General features: G+C 42.9%; 26 protein-coding genes. 18 read left to right on the top strand and 8 right to left on the bottom strand.

Going from position 1 to position 26,296, the window contains the following annotated elements; all coding sequences use genetic code 11:
• Positions 1-42: 42 nt before the first annotated feature.
• From rbfA to aroQ, 4 genes are read right to left on the bottom strand one after another with little or no spacing between them, the layout of a single operon-like run.
• Complete coding sequence (gene rbfA / locus BACPLE_RS16600; protein ID WP_007564083.1) at positions 43-378, bottom strand: 30S ribosome-binding factor RbfA; 336 nt, start codon at positions 376-378, stop codon at positions 43-45.
• Between the two features lie 9 nt (positions 379-387).
• Positions 388-1,026 (bottom strand): O-methyltransferase, encoded by a 639-nt coding sequence (locus BACPLE_RS16595; RefSeq protein WP_007564081.1) that lies wholly within the window; start codon positions 1,024-1,026, stop codon positions 388-390.
• Positions 1,027-1,028: 2 nt separating this feature from the next.
• The gene (pyk, locus tag BACPLE_RS16590; RefSeq protein ID WP_007564079.1) at positions 1,029-2,489 is read right to left on the bottom strand and encodes a pyruvate kinase; all 1,461 of its coding nucleotides are present in this window, start codon (positions 2,487-2,489) and stop codon (positions 1,029-1,031) included.
• A 10-nt stretch (positions 2,490-2,499) separates the two neighbouring features.
• Positions 2,500-2,931, bottom strand: a complete 432-nt coding sequence (gene aroQ, locus BACPLE_RS16585; protein ID WP_007564077.1) for a type II 3-dehydroquinate dehydratase — start codon at positions 2,929-2,931, stop codon at positions 2,500-2,502.
• 65 nt (positions 2,932-2,996) lie between these two features.
• Here aroQ and xerD point away from each other — a divergent pair, with 65 nt between their 5' ends.
• The 4 genes from xerD to BACPLE_RS16565 all read left to right on the top strand — a co-directional run bounded on the left by xerD (position 2,997) and on the right by BACPLE_RS16565 (position 8,453).
• Positions 2,997-3,908, top strand: a complete 912-nt coding sequence (xerD, locus tag BACPLE_RS16580; protein WP_007564074.1) for a site-specific tyrosine recombinase XerD — start codon at positions 2,997-2,999, stop codon at positions 3,906-3,908.
• 146 nt (positions 3,909-4,054) lie between these two features.
• A complete protein-coding gene (locus BACPLE_RS16575) occupies positions 4,055-5,731 on the top strand; it encodes a tetratricopeptide repeat protein (RefSeq protein WP_007564072.1) in 1,677 nt (558 codons plus the stop codon).
• Positions 5,732-5,869: 138 nt separating this feature from the next.
• A complete protein-coding gene (locus BACPLE_RS16570) occupies positions 5,870-6,892 on the top strand; it encodes a thioredoxin-like domain-containing protein (RefSeq protein ID WP_040313357.1) in 1,023 nt (340 codons plus the stop codon).
• Positions 6,893-6,914: 22 nt separating this feature from the next.
• Positions 6,915-8,453 carry a YifB family Mg chelatase-like AAA ATPase gene (locus BACPLE_RS16565; RefSeq protein ID WP_007564069.1) on the top strand — a complete coding sequence of 513 codons (1,539 nt, stop codon included), beginning with the start codon at positions 6,915-6,917 and terminating at the stop codon, positions 8,451-8,453.
• 21 nt (positions 8,454-8,474) lie between these two features.
• On the opposite strand, the gene BACPLE_RS16560 is transcribed toward BACPLE_RS16565, so the two are convergent.
• Positions 8,475-11,249 carry an alpha-L-rhamnosidase gene (locus BACPLE_RS16560; RefSeq protein ID WP_040313356.1) on the bottom strand — a complete coding sequence of 925 codons (2,775 nt, stop codon included), beginning with the start codon at positions 11,247-11,249 and terminating at the stop codon, positions 8,475-8,477.
• Between the two features lie 188 nt (positions 11,250-11,437).
• Between BACPLE_RS16560 and BACPLE_RS16555 the strand changes: the two genes are divergently transcribed.
• The 5 genes from BACPLE_RS16555 to ndk all read left to right on the top strand — a co-directional run bounded on the left by BACPLE_RS16555 (position 11,438) and on the right by ndk (position 18,231).
• Entirely contained in the window at positions 11,438-14,350 is a 2,913-nt protein-coding gene (locus BACPLE_RS16555) for an exo-beta-1,4-galactosidase (RefSeq protein WP_040313414.1), read from the top strand.
• Positions 14,351-14,491: 141 nt separating this feature from the next.
• Positions 14,492-14,902 (top strand): LytTR family transcriptional regulator DNA-binding domain-containing protein, encoded by a 411-nt coding sequence (locus BACPLE_RS16550; RefSeq protein ID WP_007564062.1) that lies wholly within the window; start codon positions 14,492-14,494, stop codon positions 14,900-14,902.
• A gap of 128 nt (positions 14,903-15,030) precedes the next feature.
• Positions 15,031-16,938: an ATP-binding protein gene (locus BACPLE_RS16545; protein ID WP_007564060.1), complete on the top strand. Its 1,908-nt coding sequence runs from the start codon at positions 15,031-15,033 to the stop codon at positions 16,936-16,938.
• A 71-nt stretch (positions 16,939-17,009) separates the two neighbouring features.
• Entirely contained in the window at positions 17,010-17,657 is a 648-nt protein-coding gene (locus BACPLE_RS16540) for a response regulator (RefSeq protein WP_007564059.1), read from the top strand.
• A 97-nt stretch (positions 17,658-17,754) separates the two neighbouring features.
• Positions 17,755-18,231 carry a nucleoside-diphosphate kinase gene (gene ndk / locus BACPLE_RS16535; protein WP_007564057.1) on the top strand — a complete coding sequence of 159 codons (477 nt, stop codon included), beginning with the start codon at positions 17,755-17,757 and terminating at the stop codon, positions 18,229-18,231.
• A gap of 39 nt (positions 18,232-18,270) precedes the next feature.
• Here the strand turns inward: ndk and BACPLE_RS16530 are convergent, their stop codons facing one another.
• Positions 18,271-19,605, bottom strand: coding sequence for a rhamnogalacturonidase (locus tag BACPLE_RS16530; protein WP_050792107.1), 1,335 nt, complete (start codon positions 19,603-19,605; stop codon positions 18,271-18,273).
• Positions 19,606-19,843: 238 nt separating this feature from the next.
• Between BACPLE_RS16530 and BACPLE_RS16525 the strand changes: the two genes are divergently transcribed.
• Positions 19,844-20,974 carry a glycoside hydrolase family 88/105 protein gene (locus BACPLE_RS16525; RefSeq protein ID WP_007564052.1) on the top strand — a complete coding sequence of 377 codons (1,131 nt, stop codon included), beginning with the start codon at positions 19,844-19,846 and terminating at the stop codon, positions 20,972-20,974.
• A gap of 79 nt (positions 20,975-21,053) precedes the next feature.
• On the opposite strand, the gene BACPLE_RS16520 is transcribed toward BACPLE_RS16525, so the two are convergent.
• A complete protein-coding gene (locus BACPLE_RS16520) occupies positions 21,054-21,656 on the bottom strand; it encodes an SIS domain-containing protein (protein ID WP_007564050.1) in 603 nt (200 codons plus the stop codon).
• Positions 21,657-21,679: 23 nt separating this feature from the next.
• Positions 21,680-22,213 carry an LOG family protein gene (locus tag BACPLE_RS16515; RefSeq protein ID WP_007564048.1) on the bottom strand — a complete coding sequence of 178 codons (534 nt, stop codon included), beginning with the start codon at positions 22,211-22,213 and terminating at the stop codon, positions 21,680-21,682.
• A 545-nt stretch (positions 22,214-22,758) separates the two neighbouring features.
• On the opposite strand from BACPLE_RS16515, the gene BACPLE_RS19595 reads away from it, so the two are divergent.
• The 8 genes from BACPLE_RS19595 to BACPLE_RS16480 all read left to right on the top strand — a co-directional run bounded on the left by BACPLE_RS19595 (position 22,759) and on the right by BACPLE_RS16480 (position 26,290).
• Positions 22,759-23,145: a hypothetical protein gene (locus BACPLE_RS19595; protein ID WP_009126113.1), complete on the top strand. Its 387-nt coding sequence runs from the start codon at positions 22,759-22,761 to the stop codon at positions 23,143-23,145.
• 161 nt (positions 23,146-23,306) lie between these two features.
• Positions 23,307-23,522: a hypothetical protein gene (locus tag BACPLE_RS16505; RefSeq protein WP_004291535.1), complete on the top strand. Its 216-nt coding sequence runs from the start codon at positions 23,307-23,309 to the stop codon at positions 23,520-23,522.
• Positions 23,523-23,533: 11 nt separating this feature from the next.
• Complete coding sequence (locus tag BACPLE_RS16500; protein ID WP_004291534.1) at positions 23,534-23,755, top strand: hypothetical protein; 222 nt, start codon at positions 23,534-23,536, stop codon at positions 23,753-23,755.
• A 13-nt stretch (positions 23,756-23,768) separates the two neighbouring features.
• Positions 23,769-24,185, top strand: coding sequence for a PcfK-like family protein (locus BACPLE_RS16495; RefSeq protein ID WP_004291533.1), 417 nt, complete (start codon positions 23,769-23,771; stop codon positions 24,183-24,185).
• Positions 24,182-25,513 (top strand): PcfJ domain-containing protein, encoded by a 1,332-nt coding sequence (locus BACPLE_RS16490; RefSeq protein ID WP_004291532.1) that lies wholly within the window; start codon positions 24,182-24,184, stop codon positions 25,511-25,513. The genes BACPLE_RS16495 and BACPLE_RS16490 overlap by 4 nt, the downstream gene beginning before the upstream one ends.
• A gap of 24 nt (positions 25,514-25,537) precedes the next feature.
• Positions 25,538-25,795 carry a hypothetical protein gene (locus BACPLE_RS16485; protein WP_004291531.1) on the top strand — a complete coding sequence of 86 codons (258 nt, stop codon included), beginning with the start codon at positions 25,538-25,540 and terminating at the stop codon, positions 25,793-25,795.
• A gap of 19 nt (positions 25,796-25,814) precedes the next feature.
• Positions 25,815-26,048 (top strand): DUF3873 domain-containing protein, encoded by a 234-nt coding sequence (locus tag BACPLE_RS19050; RefSeq protein WP_004304291.1) that lies wholly within the window; start codon positions 25,815-25,817, stop codon positions 26,046-26,048.
• On the top strand, positions 26,045-26,290 hold the full coding sequence (locus BACPLE_RS16480) for a DUF6956 domain-containing protein (protein WP_004291529.1): 246 nt from the start codon (positions 26,045-26,047) through the stop codon (positions 26,288-26,290). The genes BACPLE_RS19050 and BACPLE_RS16480 overlap by 4 nt, the downstream gene beginning before the upstream one ends.
• The last annotated feature ends 6 nt before the right edge of the window (positions 26,291-26,296 follow it).

Below are 26,296 nucleotides of genomic sequence, written 5' to 3'. Positions count from 1 at the left end.
CCCCTTGTTCTTCTGTGAGTATTTACTAAAATATTGAATACATTATTTCTTCAACAGTTCGTCAATTTTCTCTGCATAATCCAGAGAATCGTCCACGAAGAACTTCAACTCGGGAATGATGCGCAACTGATGGCGTACGCGGTTTCCCAGCTCAAAACGAATTGACTTCATATTGGTATTGATGTTCTTCACGATTTCTTCACTTCTCTCTGAAGGGAAGACGCTCAGATATACACGCGCATAACTCATATCGGGACTGATGCGGACAATGCTGACCGAAACCAGCACACCAGGCATTGACTTGGTCTGCAAAAGAAAGATTTCGCTCAGTTCCTTCTGAATGAGGCGGGCAATCTTGTTTTGTCTGGTTGTTTCCATATTACCTTTTTATTTTTTACGTATAATAGTCAGACCGTCACGCAAGGGCAGGATTACTTTTTCCACCCGTGTATCGGCAGCCACCAAGTCATTGAACTTCTTGATTCCGATGGTCTGCGTGTCCGTGTGATGCGGCTCTTCAAGCACATGTCCGTCCCACAAGGTATTGTCGGCTATGATATAACCGCCGGAATGCATCTTTTGCAGAATCATTTCATAATATTCCACATAGAAGCGCTTGTTTCCGTCTACAAATGCCAAGTCGAACACAATGTCCATGTCGGGCACAATTTCAAGGGCATCACCGATATAAAACTTGATTTTATCGGCATAGGGTGAATTTTCCAGCCACGGACGAGTGAAATCTTCCTGCTCGTCGTTGATTTCAAAGGTATGAAGCATAGCCCCTTCCTCCAGTCCCTCTGCCAGACAAAGTGCGGAGTATCCGCTGTAGGTACCAATCTCAAGTACCTGCTTCGGACGTATCATCTGCACGAACATCTTCAGCATACGACCTTGCAAGTGTCCCGAAGCCATACGGGGACGCAGCAGTTTTACGTGCGTCGCCCGGTACAGCGCTTTCAGGTAGTCGTTCTCTTCATCAATATGCTGAAGAATGTATTCATCGAGCGCGTCAGTCTCTTTCATGATTACAAGTAACGGTTACGGTTGGGTAAAACGTAGTCATCTCCGCTCTTCAAGACATCACCTACCTGGTTGATTTCGAGGAATGAAGTATGAGTACCTTGTTTACCACCGCTCAGATAAGCCACCATTTCGTTTTCTGACAGTACACCGTCGTCCATCAGCTTACGCAATGCAGCGAAATAATATTCCTGTCCGTTGGCTTTTTCCGGCATATAGATAGCTTCCACACCGTATGACAATGCCAGATGACGCATGGTCTTTTCCTTGTAGCAGATAGCCAATACCGGATATTTTCCACGGAAAGCAGCCAGATTGCGGGCAGTCAAGCCACTGAAGCTATCGGTAATGATGGCACGGATAGGCATCAGGTTAGTAGCGCGTACGGCCTGTTTTGCGAGGAAGCTGGTTACATCCGTATTTTCCGGAGTCAAAGGAATTGGAATATCGTTTTCTTCCATCTTATCTTTTTCAGCCTGAGCAGCAATCTTCGCCATAGTCTTCACAGCTTCTACCGGATATTTACCATACGCTGTTTCTCCACTCAGCATCAACGCATCGGTACGATAGTAGATAGCATTGGCGATATCAGTAACCTCAGCACGAGTCGGACGCGGATTGTTGATCATGGTGTGCAACATCTGCGTAGCCACGATTACCGGTTTCTTAGCCAAGATACATTTCTTAATCAAGATACGCTGAATACCCGGAATGCGTTCCTGCGGCACTTCAATACCCAGGTCACCACGAGCTACCATTACACCATCAGCTACTTCCAGGATTTCATCGATGTTATCCACACCTTCCTGGTTTTCAATCTTAGCAATAATCTTGATGTCGCTGTGATGTGCATCCAGGATTTCACGAATATCAAGTACATCCTGACGATTGCGAACAAATGAATGCGCAATGAAATCGATGTCTTTCTCAATCGCATACAAAATATTGTTGCGGTCCTTTTCAGTCAAAGAAGGCAAGTTGATGCGTACACCCGGCACATTCACACTCTTGCGGCTTCCCAAAGTAGCATCATTGCGTACTTCACAGAACAAAGTATCTTCATTCTTATCGATTACCTTCAGTGCCAGTTCACCGTCGTCCATCAACACATCTGCTCCAACTGACAGGTCGTGTACAAATCCCGGGTAAGTTACAGCAATACATTCATGAGTAGTTTCCTGTTCCGGATTTCCCACAATACGAACCTTTTCACCTGTCTTGAAATCAATCGGGCCTTCTGCACTGGCCGTAGTACGTACTTCCGGACCTTTGGTATCCATCAGAATACCGATACGGTTAGAAACGGTACGCACATTATTAATCAACTTTTCAAAACCTTCACGGCTGGCATGTGCGGTATTCATACGTACCACGTTCATACCTGCATTAAAAAGGTCTCTGATAAAATCTACTTCGCAGCGCAAGTCCGAAATGGACGCAACGATTTTTGTTTGTTTAAGCATCATAATAAATATACTATAATTTGTTGTTGTCTAATAAAATGGATTCTACGGCCAGACGATAGGAATTCAGTCCGAATCCGCAGATTACTCCTACACAAGCACAGGAAATCATTGATTTGTGACGAAACTCCTCCCGCCGGTGAACATTGGAAATATGTACCTCCACGACTGGAGACGTAACTGCACGGATAGCATCCTGTAAAGCAATGGAAGTGTGAGTATAGGCCCCGGCATTCAGCACAATGCCATCATACGAAAAGCCTGTCTCATGAATTTTATTAATCAGTTCCCCTTCCACATTCGACTGGTAATATGCAAACTCTACCGACGGATACCATTCTTTTAATTTCTCCAGATAACTTTCAAAAGATTCGGCTCCATAAATGGAAGGCTCCCGTTTGCCCAACAGGTTAATGTTAGGGCCATTGATTATTTGTATTCTCATCTGTATACTTCTGCTGAAATTTAATACCTTTGTAGAAGAATTTGGCACAAAGATACGAAAAATAAATGAAAAAGGCCGATAAAAAAAGCATAATAATAAAGTATAGGCAATACCTGAAACTCGAAAAATCACTTTCAGCAAACACGGTGGAGGCTTATCTTACAGACTTGGACAAACTATTCGCATTTCTGGAACTGGAAAGCATTCATTTTACTGAGGTCACCCTGGAGAATTTGGAAACTTTTTCAGCCGGATTAAGAGACATCGGCATTCACCCACGTTCCCAAGCTCGAATTTTGTCTGGAATACGCTCTTTTTTTCGTTTTCTTTTACTGGAAGACTACATACAACAAGACCCCTCAGAATTGCTAGAATCACCCCAAATCGGCAAACACCTGCCTGACGTACTGACGGTAGAAGAGATAGACAGGCTTATAGGAAGCATCGACCGAAGCACCCGTGAAGGACAGCGCAACCGGGCTATTTTGGAAACCCTATACAGTTGCGGACTCCGTGTATCCGAACTATGCAATCTGAAACTATCCGATCTCTATCTAAAAGAAAAGTTCATCAAAGTAGAAGGGAAGGGAAGCAAACAACGGCTGGTACCCATCTCCCCACGCGCCATTCATGAACTGGAACTGTACTTTCCAGACCGCAATGAAGGACTGATAAAACCTGGATACGAAGATTTTGTATTTATCAGTCGTTTCGGGAAAAACATTTCACGCATCATGGTCTTTCACATCATTAAAGAGCTAGCCGAACAGATTGGGTTGAAGAAAACAATCAGCCCCCACACTTTCCGTCATTCTTTTGCTACTCATCTGCTGGAAGGCGGCGCCAACCTGCGAGCCATACAATGTATGCTGGGCCATGAAAGTATAGGCACGACTGAGATTTATACCCACCTTGACCGCAGTCGCTTGCGCCAAGAAATCTTGGAACACCACCCCAGAAATATGAACAGATTGTAAGGCAAGAACGATTTTTTAAGGTTTTTTCGAACGAACGCACAAAAAAAAACAGATAATGATTAACACGTAATAGAGTTTTTCTTATCTTTGCCCCAAATAATCAAACAATAAGATTATTCATTTATACAAACTAAATATTTAACATCATGATTAAGAAGTTGTATTTGCCGTTAGTGGCATTGTTAGTCCTTGCTTTCTCTTCATGTAGCAAGATGGGCGAATTATCTCCTGACTACTTCACTACCAACCCTGAAGTGTTGGAAGCTGTTGGTGGCAAGGTACCTGTAACTATTACAGGAAAATTCCCGGAAAAATACTTCAAGAAAAACGCAACAGTTGAAGTTACTCCGGTTTTGAGATGGGAAGGTGGCGAAGCTAAAGGTCAGCCAGCTACATTCCAGGGCGAAAAAGTACAAGGTAACGACCAGACTATCTCTTACAAGACTGGTGGTACTTATACAATGAAAGCTTCTTTCGACTATGTTCCTGAAATGGCTAAATCTGAACTTTACCTGGATTTCAAAATTAAGAAAGGTAAAAAAGAATACACTATTCCTTCTGTAAAGATTGCTGACGGTGTAATCGCTACTTCAGAACTTCCTACTGTAAACTCTGCTAATGCTGCTTACGCTCCGGATGCATTCCAGCGTATCATCAAGCAGGCTAAAGAAGCTCAGATCATGTTCTTGATCCAGCAGGCTAACCTCCGCGCAAGCGAATTGAAGTCTGACAGCTTGAAAGCATTCCACAAACAAGTGGTAGCTGTAGCTGGTGACACTAAGAACTACAAACTGAACAACATCGAAATTTCTGCTTACGCTTCACCTGATGGTGGTGTTGAACTGAATACTACTTTGGCTGAAAATCGTCAGAACAACACTGAAAAATACATGAACCAGCAGTTGAAGAAAGGTAAGATTGAAACTGAAGTAGATGCTAAATACACAGCTCAGGACTGGGACGGATTCCAGGAATTGGTTTCTAAATCTAACATTCAGGATAAAGACCTGATCTTGCGTGTTCTTTCTATGTACAGCGATCCAGAACAGCGTGAAACTGAAATCAAGAACATTTCTTCAGTTTACAAAACTTTGGCTGACGAAATCCTGCCGCAGTTGCGTCGTGCTCGTTTGACTGCTAACTACGATGTAATCGGACGTAGCGACGAAGAAATCAACGCTGCATTCGATACTGACGCTAAAGTATTGAGCAACGATGAATTGCTGTATGCTGCAACTCTGACTAACGACAACGCTCGTAAAGAAGCTATCTATAAGAAAACTGTTGAATTGTATCCGAACGACTATCGTGCTTACAACAACTTGGGTATGATGGCTTATGCTAACGGTGACTTAGCTACAGCTGAAAACTACTTCAAACAGGCTGCTAGCAAGAGCTCTAACGCTGCAGAAGTTAACACTAACCTTGGTTTGATTGAATTGACTAAGGGTAACGTAGCTAACGCTGAAACTTACTTGAGCAAGTCTACAGGTGCTAACACAGCTAACGAAGCTCTGGGTAACTTGTACATCAAACAAGGTCAGTATGACCGTGCTGTACAGGCATTCGGTGACACTAAGACTAACTCAGCTGCTTTGGCTCAGATCTTGGCTAAGGACTATAACAAAGCTAAATCTACTCTGTCTGCAGTGAAGAATCCGGACGCTTACACTAACTACCTGATGGCAATTGTTGGTGCTAGAACTAACAACGCTGACTTGGTTAAGAGCAGCATGGACAAAGTAAAACAGCAGGATGCTGCTTTGGCTGCTAAAGCTCAGAACGACCGTGAATTTGCAAAATATGCAAACGAAATAAAGTAATCTGACTTAATTACATAAAAGGAACCGGAATCACTTGAAGTGATTCCGGTTTTTTTATGCTTTTACGGGAAAGAATCGGAAGAAGATGAAAGATTATAAAATGAAAATATGTATTTTCGCAAAAACAAAATACGGTTTATGAAAAAATTATACCTGCTCCTCTTATCTGTATATCTGTTGTTTTGTCTGGATTCGTGCAGACAAAGCGATGAATTTGAACTCAAAGGGGAACTGGAAGGCATTACTTCCGACATGATTCTGGTAGTCTTTGATGACCCGGATTCCAAACTGGATACTATTTATCCAAGAGGAGGTAAATTCACTTATGCCTTCTCTCCCGACACATTGAATACTTTCCGATTAGTTAATGATTCAGGTGAAGTCTTTCCGATATTTGCAGACAAAGGCTGGAAAGTGTCTGTAAAAGGAAGTTTCGCACATCCGGAAATTAAAGGAGATGGTCCGAATAATGAATACCAAGAATTTCTGCAAAGTATACACGCGCTGAAAGATTCTGCACAAATATGCCAACAAGCTGAGAACTTTATCAAGAGCCATCCATCCTCACCTGCTTCGGCTTATATACTGTACTGGTATTTTTCACAATCAGCCAATCCCAATCTGTCCCTCATTGCCAGACTGGCTGAGCCTTTGACCGGTAAAGTGAAAGATTGTAGAGTATTGAATGAAGTTCTACAGAAACTACCCGAAAAAGAAAAAAGCACTTCGACTTATCTGAATTACTTGTCTGTAAAGAAAAGAAACAGCGAATATTTGTCATGGAGCAGCAGTGGGACACAAAAGCAATATTCGCTCATTAACTTTTGGGCAAGTTGGGATAAGGAAAGCATAGCTATAAAAGACTCCCTATATGCTCTATGCGAAAAATTCTCTAAGAACAATTTCCGGGTTGTCAACTTCTCACTAGATTATAACAAGGAAGAATGGGAAAAAAATACGCAAAAAGATACAGAACAATGGATTGAAGTATGCGACTACAAAGGATGGAATAATCAGATTCTGAAACAACAAAACATACAGCGTCTTCCATACAACATACTGATAGACCGGAACCGGAAAATTTTAGGCAGTAATCTTTACGGAAATGCATTACAGACCATGATGGAAGCCTTGATAGCAGAAGACAAACAACAAAAGTAAAACACAATAAAAACGACCTTAAATGCTTGTCAAACTTTTTGGAGCCGCAGTACAAGGCATTGATGCCACTATTGTAACAATTGAAGTCAACTGTTCGCGCGGAATAAAATTTTATTTAGTGGGTCTCCCAGACTCTGCTGTCAAGGAGAGCCACGAACGTATCGTATCCGCTCTACAAGTAAACGGATATAAGTTTCCTACCCGACAGATAGTAGTCAACATGGCTCCGGCTGATATCCGGAAAGAAGGAGCCTCATACGATCTCCCGCTGGCTATCGGTATCCTGGCAGCTAATGAAACAATCTCCTCTGAACACTTGACAGATTATCTGATTATTGGAGAATTAAGCCTGGACGGAAGTCTGCAACCCATTAAAGGTGCACTTCCTATCGCCATTGCTGCCCGTCAACAAGGTTTTAAAGGGATTATTCTTCCACAACAGAATGCATCGGAAGCCGCTGTCGTAAATAATCTGGACGTATATGGCGTAGAACGCATTACAGAAGTAATCGATTTTCTGAACGGCACTTGCAGTTTACAACCTACCATTGTCAACACACGTGAAGAGTTCTATAAACACCAGTCTACTTTCTCCTTTGACTTTGCAGAAGTAAAAGGACAGGAAAATGTAAAACGAGCACTTGAAGTAGCCGCAGCAGGCGGACACAACGTGCTGCTCATTGGAGCCCCAGGAAGTGGCAAGTCCATGATGGCCAAACGCCTTCCCAGCATCCTTCCTCCACTCTCATTAGGAGAAAGCCTGGAAACAACTAAGATACATTCAGTAGCTGGAAAACTGAAAAAAGGTTCCTCGCTTATTGCCACCCGACCGTTCCGCAGCCCACACCACACCATCTCTCAAGTAGCCATGGTAGGTGGCGGAGCTACACCTCAACCTGGAGAAATCAGCCTGGCACACAATGGAGTGCTATTTCTTGATGAACTCCCTGAGTTCAGCAGAAGCGTACTGGAAGTGCTTCGGCAGCCCCTTGAAGACCATCGTATCACTATTTCAAGAGCAAAGTATAGCCTGGAGTATCCAGCTAACTTTCAATTAATCGCTTCCATGAACCCATGCCCGTGTGGCTACTATAACCATCCCACACGAAATTGTGTATGTAGTCCGGGACAAGTACAACGATACCTGAACAAAATCTCAGGTCCTCTGCTCGACCGCATAGACATTCAAGTAGAAATTGTACCCGTTCCTTTTGAAGAAATCTCCAAAAGCACACCGGGAGAAAGCAGTGCCAGCATTCGCGAACGTGTAGTCCGCGCCCGACAAATACAAAGCCAACGCTTTGCTAATGAACATGGAATCTATAGTAACGCCCAAATGACTTCTAAACTGCTACACCTCTATGCACAACCGGATGCCGCTGGCCTGGAACTTTTAAGAAATGCCATGAACCGACTGAACCTTTCAGCCCGTGCCTACGACCGTATTCTTAAGGTCTCGCGTACCATTGCAGATTTGGAAGGAAGTAATGAAATACGTCCGGAACATTTGGCAGAGGCTATCAGCTATCGCAATCTGGACAGAGAAAACTGGGCCGGATAATTATCAATCCAGCCCAGATAATCAAAATAAATATTTAACAGGTATCAACCGAACTATTCCGTTCAAACCAGAAGGAAGTGTCTCCCAATGTCCGTAAGTACCTTTCTCATAATTCAGTTTGGCCATATTGATATCCTCAAAAATACGCCATTGTTTTCCCTGGCGGTCCATTTCTGCAATACTATTTGCCGGAAGATTGGTTACTTCCACTTCTATGAGATTCTTACCAGGCTTTAGCAATTGCCCTATGCTTAAACGGAAGGGAACTGCCCAGGCAGTACCTGCTTCCTGCCCATTTATACGCACACGTGCGCTCTCACGCACATCGCCCAAGTCTAGAATCCAATCATCTGCCGATAATTCAGGCAAATCCAGCTCCAATGAATACAATGCAGTACCCCGGTTAATCTTTACAGCCGGATGTACAATTTCTGTCCATGAAGAAGGCGTATCTATTTTAAACTCTCCTTCAATAGCCGGATAACTTTCTACAAATTTCAGTTTCCAACCATGCTCCAAACTCAAACTATAGTCCATTTCCTTCCCATATTTCCATTCAGGTTCTCCTTGCAAGGAACGAGTAAAAGTTTGAAGAATGATACTCTCCCCAGACTTTAATTGCATATATACCTGAGTTTTTCCTTCCATCTCACGCGTTTTTGCAATTCCTCGTTTACCCGTCATCGGGTCAAAACACATCATATTTTTTTCGGGCACATTCAATGTAACCCATCCTTCCACATCTTTGGCCTGTAAGTTGGAAATAAAATAATGGTGCCCTTCTGCATGTGTGCGCCGGATAAATTGCACTCCCCAATGAGTCTTCAGTTCTTCTGCCGGAACTCCTGTACGTTCTAATGCCTCATGGTAATCACTTCCCACAATGATACGTCCTTTCCCGAAATTAAAAGCCTGTGTACCTCGGAAAGACTTTTCTCCTGGCAACTGTTCCAGCAGTGCAAATAGTTGCTTCCGATTCTGTTCTAAAGAAGCATACCCCGGCACATCTTCCGGATAATGTTCCACAAACACTACGGTTGCCCCCTGACGTACCAATGCTACTAGCTTCTTTAAGGTAGAAACCGGTATCAACTTTACTGCAGGTACGATAAGCGCCTTATAACAAGCACCTCCACGTGTCTTCAACATACCATCCTGACACGATGTACTTTTAATAAAAGAATCAGAAATATAGTCTACATCATAGCCACCTGCCATAATGGTTTGTATCGTCTTGATAAACTTCGGCGCATACTGATCCATCTTGTGAATATCAAAGCCAACAAAACGTCCTGGAATGTCATTCCACATATCATAAACCGGAAGATAAACCAGGAAATCATTATCAGGCTTACCTAATTGAAGAAAAGACTGACAACGAGTTATATACTCAAAGAAAGCCGGCGCGTCACGCCATATCGTATTGGTGGGCGACATGTTTATCGTAGCATAAAATAGCCAACCAGGCCAGGCTGCTTCTTTCGGAGAATAGGGGGTACCATGAAAAAATGCGTGATTTACACCCGACACAAACATCAAATCCATATCAGGCTTACACTGTGAAAGAGAAGTACGAAAATGCTCTGTCAACCAGGTAAATGTTTCAGAAGAAGTATAAGGTTTTCCTGCAATATGTGCAGCCGAGGAAGCATACTTCAGCATGGAAATATCCGAAAAATTAGGACGTGTAAGTGAATCACGCCTCAATCCCCTGATATGAAAATCAGTCAATCCAAACCCTTCACACTCAGGGATATCTACCGAAGCATACGTATCAATCAGATTGGCAGGAGATCCATGTGCCTGATTACGGGTCGTACTTCCATGCCCATGCGCCCATTTGGTCCATGCAGTCGTAAAGTTCTCAACCAGAAGTTCTCCCAATGTTTCCCTATAATCAGACACCAGTCGACGCGTCAGTTCGGTCCGTTCCTGTGAAATAAACTCCGGAAAATGATTTTCCAGCCGATAACCACGACGTGCAGCAAATTCTTTCAAGAATGCAGGAGTCCAATCTGCTCCGTACACCTCATACGAATCATTGAAGAAGGTACGGGGAAAGTTGACCTTGTTTGTCTTGAAAGCCTTATCAAACTTCTCAAAGTAAGATTTTACGGACACCGGACTAAAATGATCCATAACATATCCTTCTCCCCCAGGAGCCGCACGCTTTACTTTCTGAAAAGTCCGCCCCACAAACAATGCCACCAGTTGCCAATCACCTGCCGGAGCATCCCACTGCAAATATCCGTCTTTTACTTTTTTGGTCAGATTTACGACTTTCCCATCTGTTCCATAAGCCATCAGACAATCCAGGTAAGCTACATCCCGCTGTTTCTGTTCTTTAGGGTCACGGATATTGATTTCCAACTTTACCGGTTCACCTCCCTTTACCTCATAACATTCAAAAATAGCTTTTGCTGCAGCTTGTGAAAGAGAAACCTCAGGGCCTCCGAAGGGCCATCCCGTTCCGGTATTCATATCAATGTCTATCCCGTTTGTCTTACCCACCTCCTGCGTATAGCGGAACATTTCCATCCATTCAGGCGACAGAAAACAGAGATTATGAGATTCATTTCCTTTTACCCCATAAATAGGCGTAACCTCCAAACTACCAAGTCCGGCCTTGCCATATTCCTTCAGGTTATAATTCAGATTATCTTTATCGACGGCACTTCCTAACCACCACCAACGGCTGCCAGGACGTGCTTCAGGCTTTACCTCTGGCCAGTTTTGTGCAGCCGCCCCCATCGCAGAGCACAAACAGAGAAAAAATAAGATGCTGTTCTTTTTCATGGAATTACAAATTAGGTTTCATACCTGCAAAGATAAAAGTTATCCTGCCTTTACAACTATAGGAATGTACAGATTCATGGATTTTTGTACGTCTGATACACAATCCTCCAAGCAAGATGTACATTATTCCATTCATTCATTTCATGAAGGTGCGTATCTTTGTGAAAAATAAATCAATGAACACGGATATGAAAAACAACTTTATCAGACTGACCCTACTTGCCAGCCTTTTCTGCAACGTGCCTGGCTTGCATTTGCAAGCGCAAGCCCCCCATCCGGAACGAATTTATCTTTCAGGAACCGGTATTGACAATACCGTGACATGGGACTTTCTCTGCTCAAAAGGACAAAACAGCGGCAAATGGAAAAAGATAGAAGTTCCCTGCAACTGGGAACTGCAAGGATTTGGAGAATATACCTACGGACGATGGTATACCATCAAAGGTGCCAAGCCAAGTGATGAAACAGGTATTTATCGTCACAAATTCGAGGCTCCCAAATCATGGAGCGGCCAGCGGGTAAAAATTTATTTTGACGGAGTCATGACCGATACGGAAGTCTTAATCAACGGCAAACTGGCCGGAGAAATGCATCAGGGCGGATTCAACCGTTTTTGTTATGACATCACCAACTTACTCACCCTCGGAAAGAAAAATACACTTGAAGTAAAAGTCGCTAAAGAATCTGCTAATTCATCCATCAACGCCGCAGAACGTAAAGCTGACTGGTGGCTTTATGGAGGAATTTATCGTCCGGTATGGCTGGAAGTTGTTCCACAAGTACACATTGAACACTTTGTACTCAATGCCGACCAGCATGGAAAGTTTCAAGCCTCATGTGAAATGTATGGCGATGCAAAAGGATATGAACTTCATGTATCGGTACGAGGTTTGAAAGACGGAAAAACCGTCCTGACAAATACGGGAAAGTCTGCACTTTCCAAAAAAATTACAGACTCTGGCAAAGAACAACAGATAGAAGGACAGTGGGCAGACATCCAAACCTGGTCCACAGAAGACCCTAACCTGTATGTAGCTCGTCTGGAATTAAAATCACCGGAAGGAAAAGTAATCCAGACACGTGAAACCAGAATCGGCTTCCGCACCGTCGAATTTTTCCCACAAGACGGAGTATATCTGAATGGAACCAAACTCGTCGTAAAAGGTATTAACCGCCATTCATTCTCCGTCGACGGCGGAAGAGCAACCAGTGCGGCCATGAGTCGTCAGGACGCACTTCTTATCAAGGAAATGAACATGAACGCAGTAAGGTCACACTATGCCCCCGACGAACATTTCCTGGATATGTGCGATTCACTGGGTATCGTATACATGGATGAACTGGCAGGATGGCAGAATTGCTACGACGAAAAAGTAGGAAGCAAACTAGTGAAAGAGATGGTACAGCGTGATGTCAATCATCCGTCCATCATCATCTGGAGTAATGGAAATGAAGGAGGATGGAATTATCAGCTGGATAAACTGTTTGCTCAATACGACAAGCTTCAAAAACGGCATGTAGTCCACCCATGGGCCGACTTCAACGACTTGGACACTCATCATTATCCGGCTTATCTGACAGGAGTAGCTCGCTTCACCAATGGCTATAAGGTCTTCATGCCTACAGAATTCATGCATGCCATGTACGATCAGGGAGGAGGTGCCGGATTACGGGATTTCTGGGATCGCTGGAATACGAACCCGTTATTTGCCGGAGGATTTATCTGGGTTTTCTGCGACGAAGCTCCCAAACGGAGTGACAAAGGAGGTATTCTGGATTCTGACAAGTCAAATGCGCCTGATGGAGTTGTTGGCCCTCGTCGTGAAAAAGAAGGTAGCTTCTATGCCATCCGTGCCCAGTGGTCACCTATCCAACTGAAACCACTGCTCATTACCTCTCATTTTAATGGCAATTTCCTGGTTACCAACGAATATACTTACACGAATCTGAAAGAATGCAAAATGACGTACAAAGTGTTGTCATGTGACACTCCATTGAAAGGTGTAACACAATCCGTTGAATTAAGCCATGGAGAAGTTACTCTCCCTGCTATCCAGCCAGGAGAAACCGGCACAGCTCATTTCGACCTTCCAGACAATTTCCATGAAGGTGATGTACTGGAATTGGAAGCCTTCGACAAAAATGGACATAGCATCTGTAACTGGAGCTATCCTATCCGCCTGGTAAAACAATATTTTGACCATAAAATGGCACAATCACCCATGACCCTAGAAGCACTTCCCAAAGCTACCGCCTCACGCAATGCCAGCCACATCGTATTGAACAGTGCGAAGGTAAGTGTAACGTTTGATGCCACTACCGGTATCATTAAACAAGTAAAAGCAGGAGAAACAGAAGTCCCGTTCAAAGACGGTCCGGTAGCTGTAGGAATGAAAATGCGCTATGAGCCTTCACTCAGCTACGTACGTGAAACACAAGAAGGAGCCATATTCTGTGCCAAATATAAGGGAGCAGCCGATTCCATTGTATGGCGTCTGACCGATCAAGGACTGCTTTATATGGATGCCATCCTGCTGAATCGTGCCTCCGGAGGCGGAGGATTTGACGATGCCTTCATGGACACAAAAGTATACAATCTCGGGTTGACCTTCTCTTACCCGGAAGCAAACTGTACCGGCATGAAATGGCTGGGACGTGGTCCTTATCGTGTGTGGAAAAACCGTATCCCTGGTACCAACTATAACATCTGGCATAAAGATTACAACAATACCATTACAGGAGAAAGTTTTGAAAATCTGATTTATCCAGAATTTAAAGGATATCATGCCAACATGTACTGGGCTACACTGGAAAGCGACAAAACACCGTTTACTGTTTATTCAAGAAACGATGGAATCTTCTATCACATCTTTACACCGGAAGAACCTGTAGGACGTGTTAGAAGAACCATGCCGCAATTCCCTGAGGGTGATATATCCTTCTTGCTTGACATACCGGCCATCTGTTCCTTCAAACCAATCGAACAACAAGGTCCGAACAGTCAACCTGGAAATATTCGCATCAAACAAGGAGATGAAGGATTACATTTGAACTTAATGTTCGACTTCCGCCCATCAGCTAATATCAATACTTCAAAATAAGAACAAACACACTGTAATAAAAAGCCGTCTTGCACTGCAAGGCGGCTTTTTTACTTTTATACAAAAATCACGGTTTTCCGTGTTTTCCTCCCTCATAAGACGAGTTATATTTGACAAACAAAATTACAATGCAAAAGAGAAATGAAAACAACCGAGATTCAGCGATACAATGCAGCTCTTGAACGCTTAAGAAGACTTTTTGATGCAAAATTGGGCAAACCTTTACTCATCCAGACCTTTATGGGGAACTTACACGTGTTACGCTCAAATGATATTGGTTATTTCAAATATATTTCGACAAGAAAAAGCTGGGAGATAGCTTTGACAGACGGTTCTTTCCTCCGCCTAAAGGCTAATCTACGCGCCAAAGACTTATGTACATACAATGAAGAATTTGTGCAAATTCACCAATCCTACATTATCAATATGCACTATTTACACATGATACAGAATAACCGCTGCCTTATGACTCCTCCTTTTCATTATACAAATGAGTTATATATCTCCCAAAAATATAAAAGAGAACTGACTGCACGATTTTGCTTATTTTAGCCATAATGTTTTTATTCTAAGTTATTCCAAACACACACATTCTATCTCATATTCCAGATGTTTTTTAGCTGAAATTTGTATATTCCACAAAAAAACGCTACTTTGTAGAACTCACAAAATTAGGTTACATGAAAAAACTTCTTTTCACATTAGGTATCTTTCTTCACACAGTCTTGTGCTTGCCAATACAAGCTGAAACAGCAACAATTGATAGTTTAAAACGCGAATTACAATTAGCAGAGCAAAAAAATTCTACCAAAGAGCAACTAATTGAGTTATATCAATTCTTAGGAGCTGAATATGAAACTCTAGACCATGATTCATCCTATCACTACATTCAAAAAGGACTTTCTCTTTATTCAAAACCGACTTTTGAAGAAGAAGGATATTTGCAGTTACTCAACTCACTGGCTAACTATCTTTTCATGGAAGGAAAAATAGAACAAGCTAAAGAGAAATTTAAAACGGTTGCAACACATGCTCCCCAACTCAAAGAAAGAAGATACGATCTGGAGGGTGTGGTAGAATCTTCCATTGGTGTCTGCTACCGCAAGTTAGGAATGTTCGACTCAGCCGTATATCACTATAACCGTGCCATCGACCTCTGTAAAAAAACAGAAAAGTACGAGGACATTGCTTCCACCTATTATAACATTGGCGTGCTCTACCATCTTAACAAGCGCTATGAAGAAGCATTGACGCAAGGTAAGCAGGCAGCGGAATACGCCCGAAAAGCAAACGATTCACTAATGGAATTATATGCCAGCAGTCTCATTGGAGGATGTTATAGCAGTATGGGTAAGTATGTTGAAGCAAGCCATATTTTAAAAAAAAATATCAACAAGGCATTAGAACTAAAATATCCTTTACTTGCCATGAGCTCCCTATCGCCTTTACTGAGTACCTATCAATTATGGAACAAAAAAGATTCCGTCAGGATTTTTCTAAAAAAAGGAGAAGAATTGATTCATAAAATCCCGGGAAACAGTCCGACAGCACTTGAATTTTATAGCACACAAGCCAGCCTTTATAATTGGATTGGAGAATATCAGAAAAGTCTCAGCATACTAACAAGCAATCCATTAATTCAAACTCAATTACCATACGATAAATATCACATTTTAACAGCACATAACTATGAAGGATTAGGGAACTACCAAAAAGCATATCAGAACATGCAAGAAGTATGCATTTACCAGGATTCCATTTTCGGTGGAAAAATCAAGCATGAACTATCTGAACTGAATGAGAAATTACGGACAAGTGACAAAGAACTGAAAATTGCTCTTCTGGAAAAGACTCAGGCACAAGAACAAGAAAGCCGTTTACGCCATACCATCTATTACCTTACAGTAATCGGATTACTATTAATAGCTATTTCCATTCTGCTGCACAAACGGAAAGTGCAAAAGAAGGAAACCGAACTGATTGCTGCCCGCCAATACATAGAAGGCTTGGAAAATGAGCGCAAACGACTGGCTAAGGATTTGCACGACGGGGTATGTAATGACCTGCTGGGAGCCATTCTTCAAATGCAGCAACAAAGCTCTGCTGAGGATCTAAAAACAAATACCATTCAGACATTAGAAGAGATTCGTAGCGGCGTACGAGCCATTTCACATGAACTAATGCCACCCAATTTCCAGTTTACCGATCTGAATGAAATGTTAGCTGATTATTTCTCTAAAATGCAAGAGATTTCAGGAATTTCCATACAATATACTCCCTATCCTCACACGGATTGGTCAAGTATTCCAGAACATATAGAATACGAAATCTACCGCATCATGCAGGAAACGACCGGGAATATACTCAAACATACCCAGGCAAAGGTTATCTGTATCCAAATAGAAAAAAATACCACTTATCTTATTATTGAAGTACATCATGACGGGAACTGGAGTCCACATGCTGATTTATCTAAAGGAATAGGTTTGCGAACCATCAACGACCGGTTAAAAACTATTGCAGGAGATTACAAGATAGAAAAAGACAAGACTGGAGTGAATATTCATATTCAGGTGCATCTTCATTGAAAAAATCACGGTTTTCAGTGAAAATCTTTTCAATGAATATTTTTTTCTTTGCAGTGTAAAAATGCGACAAAATGACAAGTCCTAAAGCCAAAATACTATTAGTCGATGACCATACTCTTATACTGCAAGGCATCAAGCATGTAGTGTCTCAAATGCCTGAAATAGAAAAGGTATATACTGCCTCATCAGGAGCAGAAGCAATGCTTCTGATAGCCATGCAACCGTTCGACATCTATCTGCTTGATGTGGAACTTCCCGACACCAACGGGTTCGAACTGATAGAAACCATCCTGCAAAAGCACCCGGAAGCACGTATTTTGATTAATACCATGCATGAAGAGATATGGATACTTAAAAGACTGACTAAAGCCTCCATAAGTGGGGCCATACTAAAATCGGCAGATATTAATGAACTGACACTAGCCATCCAGACAATCTTAAAAGGAGGCCAATACCTTTGCAAACGATTCAAATCCATTTTAAACCGGATGCAGACAGAAGAACAGATAAAAGAACAGCTTACTTTAAGAGAAATGGAGGTATTGCAGGCTATTGCTAAAGGATTTAATACAAGGGAAATTGCAGAATTGCTGCATGTATCCAATAATACAATTGAAACTCACCGCAAAAGCCTCATGAGCAAACTGGAGGCCAGGAATGCCGTAGACCTTGTTCTGAAAGCTATCAACCTTGGAATAATACCTTTGGATTCCAAATAGCTTTAAATAAAAAATCCACTCGTTTTTAGGGCTCATATCCTTTTTTTCGTATATTTGGGCGCAATGAATCTTTGTATCACCTTAATATAAACGAACTATGAGTCTTGAAAAAACATTAGTAATTCTAAAACCCAGTGCCGTACAGCGCGGACTTATCGGAGAAATAACCCATAGATTTGAACGTAAAGGCCTGCGCCTGGCTGGCATGAAAATGATGCAACTTACGGAGGATTTGCTCAATGAGCATTATGCCCACTTGGCCGGAAAACCTTTCTTTTCTCGTGTAAAAGCTTCTATGATGGCCAGTCCTGTGATTGTATGTTGCTATGAAGGAGTAGATGCCATTCAGGTGGTACGCTCCATGACAGGAGCCACCAATGGCCGTGTAGCCGTTCCAGGTACTATCCGAGGAGATTATTGTGTAAGTTCACAAGAAAACATCATCCACACCTCAGATTCACCTAAAACAGCTATTGAAGAAATTGAAAGATTCTTCAAACCTGAAGAGTTATTCGAATATGACAGGGCAGTTATCGATTTTATTTATTACCCTGACGAATACAAACTTACCTAAAATAAAAACGATGTGGTAGAAATTGCTACCACATCGTTTTTATTTTAAATGTACTCCGTTTACTGTTACATTCCGAATTTGCAGATTATGAATATAATCTTTACAAATCTCCCCCGACTTACGAGCTGTAATCTTTAAATTCTCAAATAGAAAATCAGACAGCTTATACTGCGTTTCATCCTTCTTCACCGCAAAAAGGACATCACAATCCAATTGAATATTACGCATCGTCACATGACTTGAATATGAATAGGGGACATCTTTCCTATCCTTTAAATCGAAAAACTGAGTCCAAGGCTGGGCAAACAAGAAATTAATGGCAGAGCCCGTAATATCTTCCAACTGAATATATTCATAATTTTGCGGCGTATCCGGACGCATCTTCAGCCAAAGCAAACGCTGTGCATGCTCTACCCGACAGCGTCTCACCAGAATATTGCGGTTATGTATAGACTCACTACCACAAGTCAATGCACTATGACAGAATCCCCATACACAATCCTCTATAATGATATTCAGATTACTTCCGTTATTCACCTTATCTTGGTCTGCCCAAGGTCCTTTTCCACCCTTCAAAGCTATGGCATCATCATTTACAGACATATAACAACCTTTTACCAACACATTCTTGCACACATCAATATCAATAGCATCACTACTAGGTGCTTTCACCGGCGAATGAGGAGCAAAAATAGAAAGATTAAGCAACTTCACATTCTCACAACGATATAAATGAGTAGTCCAGAACGGAGAATTTTCCAATCTGACCCCAGACAACTGCACATTTCTTGAATCAGCAATATATACCAACCGTGGACGAAGTTCCTCCAAATTCGTACACTGGGGATTTACCTGTCGGCGCAACCAAAAAGATTTCCAAAAACGAAGTCCATTTCCATTTATCTTCCCCTCGCCTGAAAGTGTAAATCCATCCACTCCAATGACATTAACCAAAGCTGCAAAATACGTTAGATTCTGCCCTTCCAGACGGGTATCAATCACATCAAAATGACTAATGTCATCACTTCCTTTCAGAGTTGCTCCTTTTTCCAGATAAAGATGAGTACGAGGTCTGAAAAAAAGAGAGCCCGACAAAAAAGTCCCTTTAGGGATACAGATCACTCCTCCACCATCTTGAGCCGCTTTATCAATGACTGCCTGAATACGTTCTGTCTGTAAAATCGTACTATCATTTTGCACACCATAATTTGTGATACAATATTGCTTTCCCAGCTCTTTTACTGGTACCACCCGATGCTCTCTGAACCATTCTGGAATTGGTGTTCCATCCGGAAAAATTTCACTGGCAAATACACTGACGGCCATCCAGGATAAGCACCATAAAAGCCAGCCTTTTACACAATATCCCCTCATCTTCTGAATACATTAAAAACTAAAATAAATATGTAAGCAAAATAGAAAACTTTTTCGACAAGAAGGAATAGAGAATCATGCAATTACATGTCTTTTTGTACAAAAAACATCCATAAGAAGAGTCCAAGAGCATTTTTTGAATGATTTTCAATGTATTTGCATGATTTTCCATGTACAAATGTTCTTGTATCTCCTATCTTTGTTGATACAATTTCAGAACTAATACCTTTATTTAATTATGAGAAAGATTCTTATCGCATTTCTGTTTATAATGAGCTGGGGATTCACCACTTCTACTGCACAAAAACTACCACCACAAAAAGAAACACTGGAAGTGATGATTAAAGTAAATAAGTATTTCATGGAGAAATATGCAGATTACCGGACTCCTAGTTTTGTACGTAAAGTTACCCGCCCTAGTAATATCTGGACCAGAGGAGTATACTATGAAGGATTAATGTCTCTATATTCCATTTTCCCCCGCGCAGAATACTACGATTATGCATACAACTGGGCTGAATATCATGAATGGGGTATGCGAAACGGAAATACCACACGTAACGCTGATGATTACTGCTGTGGACAAACTTATATCGACTTATATAATCTTTGTCCCAAGCCTGAAATGCTGAAAAATATCAAATCCAATATGAACATGCTTGTCAATACTCCCCAAGTAGGAGACTGGACCTGGGTAGATGCCATTCAAATGGGCATGCCAGTACTAGCCAAAATGGGACACCTGACAGGAGAGCAGAAATATTTCGACAAGATGTGGGATATGTATGAATTCTCACGTAACCAGCTGGGAGGAAAAGGATTGTTCAACCTGGCAGACGGACTTTGGTGGAGAGATGCCGATTTCTTACCTCCCTACAAAGAACCTAATGGCGAAGACTGCTATTGGAGCAGAGGAAACGGGTGGGCATACGCTGCACTCGTACGTGTGCTCGACGAAATTCCTGCAAACGAAAAACATCGTCAGGATTACATCAATGATTTCTTACTCATGAGCAAAGCACTGAAAGCTTGTCAGCGTACAGACGGATTCTGGAACGTAAGTCTTCATGATGCCGGAAATTACGGTGGTAAAGAAACTACAGGAACTGCTTTGTTTGTCTACGGAATGGCATGGGGAGTGCGAAACGGATTACTGGATAAAGAAGAATATTTGCCCATTCTATTAAAAGGCTGGAATGCCATGGTAAAAGATGCGGTTCATTCCAATGGTTTTTTAGGTTACGTGCAAGGAACTGGAAAAGAACCTAAAGACGGACAACCTGTCACCTACGAAAGCGTCCCAGACTTCGAAGATTATGGAGTAGGATGTTTCCTGCTGGCTGGAACGGAAATCTACAAACTACAATAATAACATCAGATAAATAGGTAGAAATGTTTTATTTCTTTCCGTAAAAAGAAATGGGTGTGCCTTCTCGCACACCCATATTTTATTTGCTCAATGCACGGGAACGCTCTCCCAAATACCCGCCATGATGGCGCTTGCTATATTCTTCAATCGTAAAGCCAGTCTTTCGCATAGTCTCTACAACTAAAATATCTCCTATCACCGTCATCACAGTCGTAGAAGTAGTAGGCGTCATTCCTAACAAACAAACTTCATCAGGGTGCCCTGTAGCCAGACAAATATCTGCCGCTTCCGCTAACGGACTATCCGGATTTCCCGTGATAACAATTTTTTTCAATTCCGGATTTAGGCGTGCAGCCAGTTCGGTCAGTTCCACAATTTCCCTTGTCTTACCAGAATTAGAAATCAAAAGCAACAAGTCATTTTTTTGCAGAATTCCCAAATCGCCATGCTGTGCCTCACTCGGATGTAAAAACACAGAAGGGATACCCGTGGAACAGAATGTAGTAGCAATATTCATGGCTATCTGTCCAGCTTTACCCATACCACTGGTTACCAGTTTTCCGCCTTTCTCATGTACCTGTTCCACAATCAGCTCTACCGCCTTTTCATATCCGTCTGTTACCGGAATATTCAACACGGCCTGTGCTTCACGCTGTAATAAATCTTTTATTGATGAATTCATAAGATTATGATTAAATTATAATTTTATTCCAATAAACGGGTCAGTTCCTCCAGCGTATTCGCCACTTCAAAATAATTTTTCAACGGACGATGTGCAAAATGTGTTTTCTCCAAACGATTCAAGAAAGCCAGCATATCATTCCAAAAGCCTTCCACATTATAAAAGATAACCTTTTTCTGATGATATCCTATACTGCAGGCAGCCATCACATGAAATACTTCGTCCAGCGTACCGATTCCACCCGGCAAAGCTACCATTACTTCCGATTCCTGCAACATAATATCTTTCCGGTCGCTCAAGTTTACCGAATGAAATGTCACATCAAGCAAGTCGCTGACTCTGCCATGTTCCTCCAGTTTAGTGGGAATAACTCCCATTATCATAGCTCCGTTTTCTTTCGCACTTTTAGCAAGGACTTCCATCAGTCCTGTATTGGAGCCCCCGTAAACCAGCCATTTATGATGCTGGCCTAACCATGCGCCCAGCTCTCTTGCTTTTTCCATAAATACAGGATCTATCGCATCTGAGGCCGAACAAAAGACTGCAATTTTATTCATATATTAGTTTGAAATGTCATACTCTGCAAATATCTGCATTTTTTGAAGAAAGACAATAGGTATTTATTGTAAATTTGCAACATGAAGTTACGAAAAGAGTGTAATTTATTGGAAATGAGCGTAGGTTAATTGCTCTTGATAGTAATAGGTTACGATTTAGTTAGTTATCTACTGCATTATCCTTCTGCGCGTTGCGTAACCTTCAAAGAACTCTTCGTATGCAAAAGTAGCTATTTAATTCGAGATTTTGATATAAACTCCCGTTTTTTATCCCCTCATTCATAAGAATTTTCCGTAAAAGCGGTATTGTCCGTCGGCACACCATTGCCCAAAACGAGTTTGGAACAAACGTGTGCCGACTACCGCATAGCTGGAGAAAAGGGCATTGCCTCACGCCTAAACGATGTTTAGACAGATGAAGCAATGCCCCTTTCTTTTGCGCCTATGCCAAGAGGTGCTTTTACGGGTTTTCAAATGATTTTTCTTTTTTCGCTGTCTCTTTTGCCGGAAGCGGAAAGTGAATGCAGAGTGTGTCAGCCTGCCCCATGAATGAAACAGGCGCCCACACACAGCCGGACAAACCGGGAAGAATGATTGTTGCCACCCGGCTGAACAAGTTCCGTCGGATCGGAAACAATCATACTTCCTTTGTTGTGGTTTGCCCTTTTCACGCTTCCGGTGATGTCTTTTTCCTTTTGGTGATTCTTTTTTTTACGGATTTTCCCCTGAAGTTTTTTTCTACACAATCTGCCTCTGTTTTCGTTTACCTCCATTTTGCGCCTTTCAGTAAGCCGCATCAGTCAGTCATTTTCGTTCTGGGCGCAAAGGTAATTCCGGGATTGGACGGGAAAGCAAGGTCAAGCCTCCTGTTTTCGGTAAAAATCTCCAGCCCTGCGGGTAGTATTTTGACCGAAAAACCTTGCATTCCCTAATCCCTACCTTTTCAAGCACCCGAAACGAAAACGACCGATGCGACAGAAAGACGCATAAAAAAAATGTCGGATAAACGAGAGGCAGATAAGATAGTTTGAAACTCAACTCCCTCAGCTCTTGAATCCGCATTAAAAACAAAAAAATCAAAAACAGCGAAGATATGACGGCAACGGCAAATTTCAGACAAATGGCGCAACACATCGGGTTGGCGATATGCGGCTTGATGATGCGCACCGCCTTCGGGGTGTTCGGCATCCTTTGGGGCATCATCAGAGAGATTGTAAACGGAGTGTTCCGAGTGGCGATAGGTGTAATCGTGGCTATCCTTTCCACCATTGCCTTCTTTGGCTTCATCCTTTGGTTATTCACCCTTTAACCCTTACCGACATGGCAAAAAGAAACAGCAAGACGGCAGCGCAGCAGTGCAGATATTACGAGGTGGACAACATCTTCGTGTATATGGTGGAAACGTACATCAACGGCAATTTTGAAACTTTCCGAAGATTGTACCACGAACTGAACAAGGACGCACGGAGGGATTTCATGGACTTCCTTCTCAGCGAGGTAGAGCCGACCTATTGGAGAGAGATACTGAAACAGATAATCTAAAAATGACAGCGATATGAAAGGAACAGACCATTTCAAGAGAACGATATATATGTACTTGGAACAGCGTGCGGAGGAAGATGCGCTATTTGCAAAGAAGTACCGCAACCCTGCCAAGAACATGGACGAGTGCGTGACCCACATTCTGAACTATGTGCAGAAAAGCGGTTGCAACGGTTTCACGGACGGAGAGATATTCGGGCAAGCCATCCACTACTATGAGGAAAACGAGATAGAGGTGGGCAAACCGATGGACTGCCAAGTGGTTGTGAACCACGTTGTGAAACTCACGGCAGAGGAAAAGGCGGAGGCACGTCAGAACGCTGTCCGCAAATACCAAGAGGAGGAACTCCGCAAGTTGCAGAACCGCCACAGACCGTCAGCGAGAAAAGAAAACCAACCCCAACCCTCATTATTTGATTTAGGCTTATGAAACCGAAGACCAAGATACAGAAAGAGGTGGCAAGACTTTCCGCCAACCTTCGCCCCATATCAGCGACACAAATAGATTGGGCATACCGCCACTGCGTTGAGCATATCGGCTACCGCACCAAGAAAGGGAACATCACCTGTTCCGACTGCGGTCACGAGTGGCACAGCGACAGCGGACTATGCGACACCCTTGAAGGCTGCACCTGCCCCAAATGCCATGCCGAACTCAAAGTGCAGGACACACGCAGACGCATCTACAAGGAAACGCAGAATTTCAGCGTGATAACCACCTGCAAAGGGTATCAGGTAATCCGCGTGGCGCAGGTCAGATGCGAGAGCAGGAAAGGCGAACCGATGCGTTTCTACTGCCACGAGGTCGTGCAGCGTTGGATTTCACCCGACGGCAAGGTTACGGACATGGCGTTGCTCCGTGGCTTCCTTTTCTGCTATTGCGATGTGTGGGCATTAGGCAGCGATATGGAGGTAAGACCGCACAACAGCCTATACGATGATGTGGTGGCAAGAAGCTGTGCATATCCAAAGATGAGGATATTGCCCCAACTCAGACGTAACGGCTTCAAGGGCGATTTCCACGGCATCTCCCCCGTGCGTCTTTTCAAAGCCTTGCTTTCAGACCCAAGAATTGAAACCCTTATGAAAGGCGGTGAGATTGAGGTCATGAAACACTTTCTTTTCAATACCCGTACTGCCGATGAATGTTGGGCATCATATCTGATTGCCAAGCGTCACAAGTATCAGATAGACAACCTCTCAATGTGGTGCGACTATCTGCGTATGCTCAAAAAACTCGGTCAAGACCTCCGTAACCCGAAGAACATCTGTCCCGAAGATTTCATGGCGGCACACGACAACGCAACCCGAAAAATTGAAGCCATACACGAGAAGGAAAGAGCCGCAGAGCAACGCCGTTGGGAGATTGAAAGGCGTGAGCGTGAGCAACAGCGACAACTCCAACGAAAGAAAGATGCGGAGGATTTCATCGCCAACAAATCCAAATTCTTCGGCTTGGTAATCACGGACGAGGAAATAATCGTCAAGGTGCTTGAAAGCATAGACGAGTATTACAACGAGGGCAAGACGCAGGGCATCTGCGTGTTTGGCAGTGGATACTACAAGAAAGCCGACACCCTCATACTATCGGCAAGGATTGGCGATGAGATTATTGAAACCGTAGAGGTGGACTTGCGAACCCTCGAAGTGGTGCAGTGCCACGGCAAGCACAACCAGGACACCGAATATCACGAGCGCATCATAGACCTTGTGAACAAGAACGCCAACCTTATCCGTGAGCGGATGAAAGCGGCATAGCATAACCCCTAAAACAACATTGATATGGAAGTAAGAATTGAAAGTATGATTTGTGTGTGGGATGATGCAATCCCCACGATGTTCCTTGAATTTGTGAACCTCCTCACTCTCACAACGAGTGAGGGGGAATTGAGAAAGAGCGTAAAGGAGTTTGCCGAGAAGCACGAACTTGACAAGTTTTTCCTTTACGGCTTCGGCTCACACCATTTCTACCTGCACCAACGCTACACAAGCAACCCCGAAATGGTGATGAAGAACAGAGTTCTGTCAGTACATTTTTAACCATCTAAAAAGCAACATTATGACAACACGAATGACCATCAACGGAGTAAGCACCTGCGCGGAAGCAGGTACGGAGAAATACGAGCGTTTCCAATCGGGTATCGGAAGACGCAGGCGGACACTTGTGCAGTACGACTACCGCCACCCCATAGACAGAGAATTGTTCTCTTGTGTCAAACCCACGTTGGACGAGTGCCGAGCCGCACGGGACAAGTGGCTGAACGCAAAGAAGGGAAAGGAGGACAGACTATGAACACGACCTATCAAACGCTGATAGTCAAGTTCAGCGAACCTATCACGGCATTGGACGGTATCTTTGACGATACCGGAGCGTGGGGAACGGACACCCTCAAGGGGTGGATAGATGATTACGAAAGCACACGTTTCACCGCCACCGACAGCCATACGGCAGTCATCACGAGCGAGTACAATATGGAATGTGTGAAAGAGTGGCTACAACGGCAGACCCCCATTTCCGAAATGCGAGAATTTTGAACGGGA

This window comes from Phocaeicola plebeius DSM 17135 (assembly GCF_000187895.1).
Classification (GTDB): domain Bacteria; phylum Bacteroidota; class Bacteroidia; order Bacteroidales; family Bacteroidaceae; genus Phocaeicola; species Phocaeicola plebeius.
This window is presented reverse-complemented; position numbering and strand designations above follow the sequence as displayed.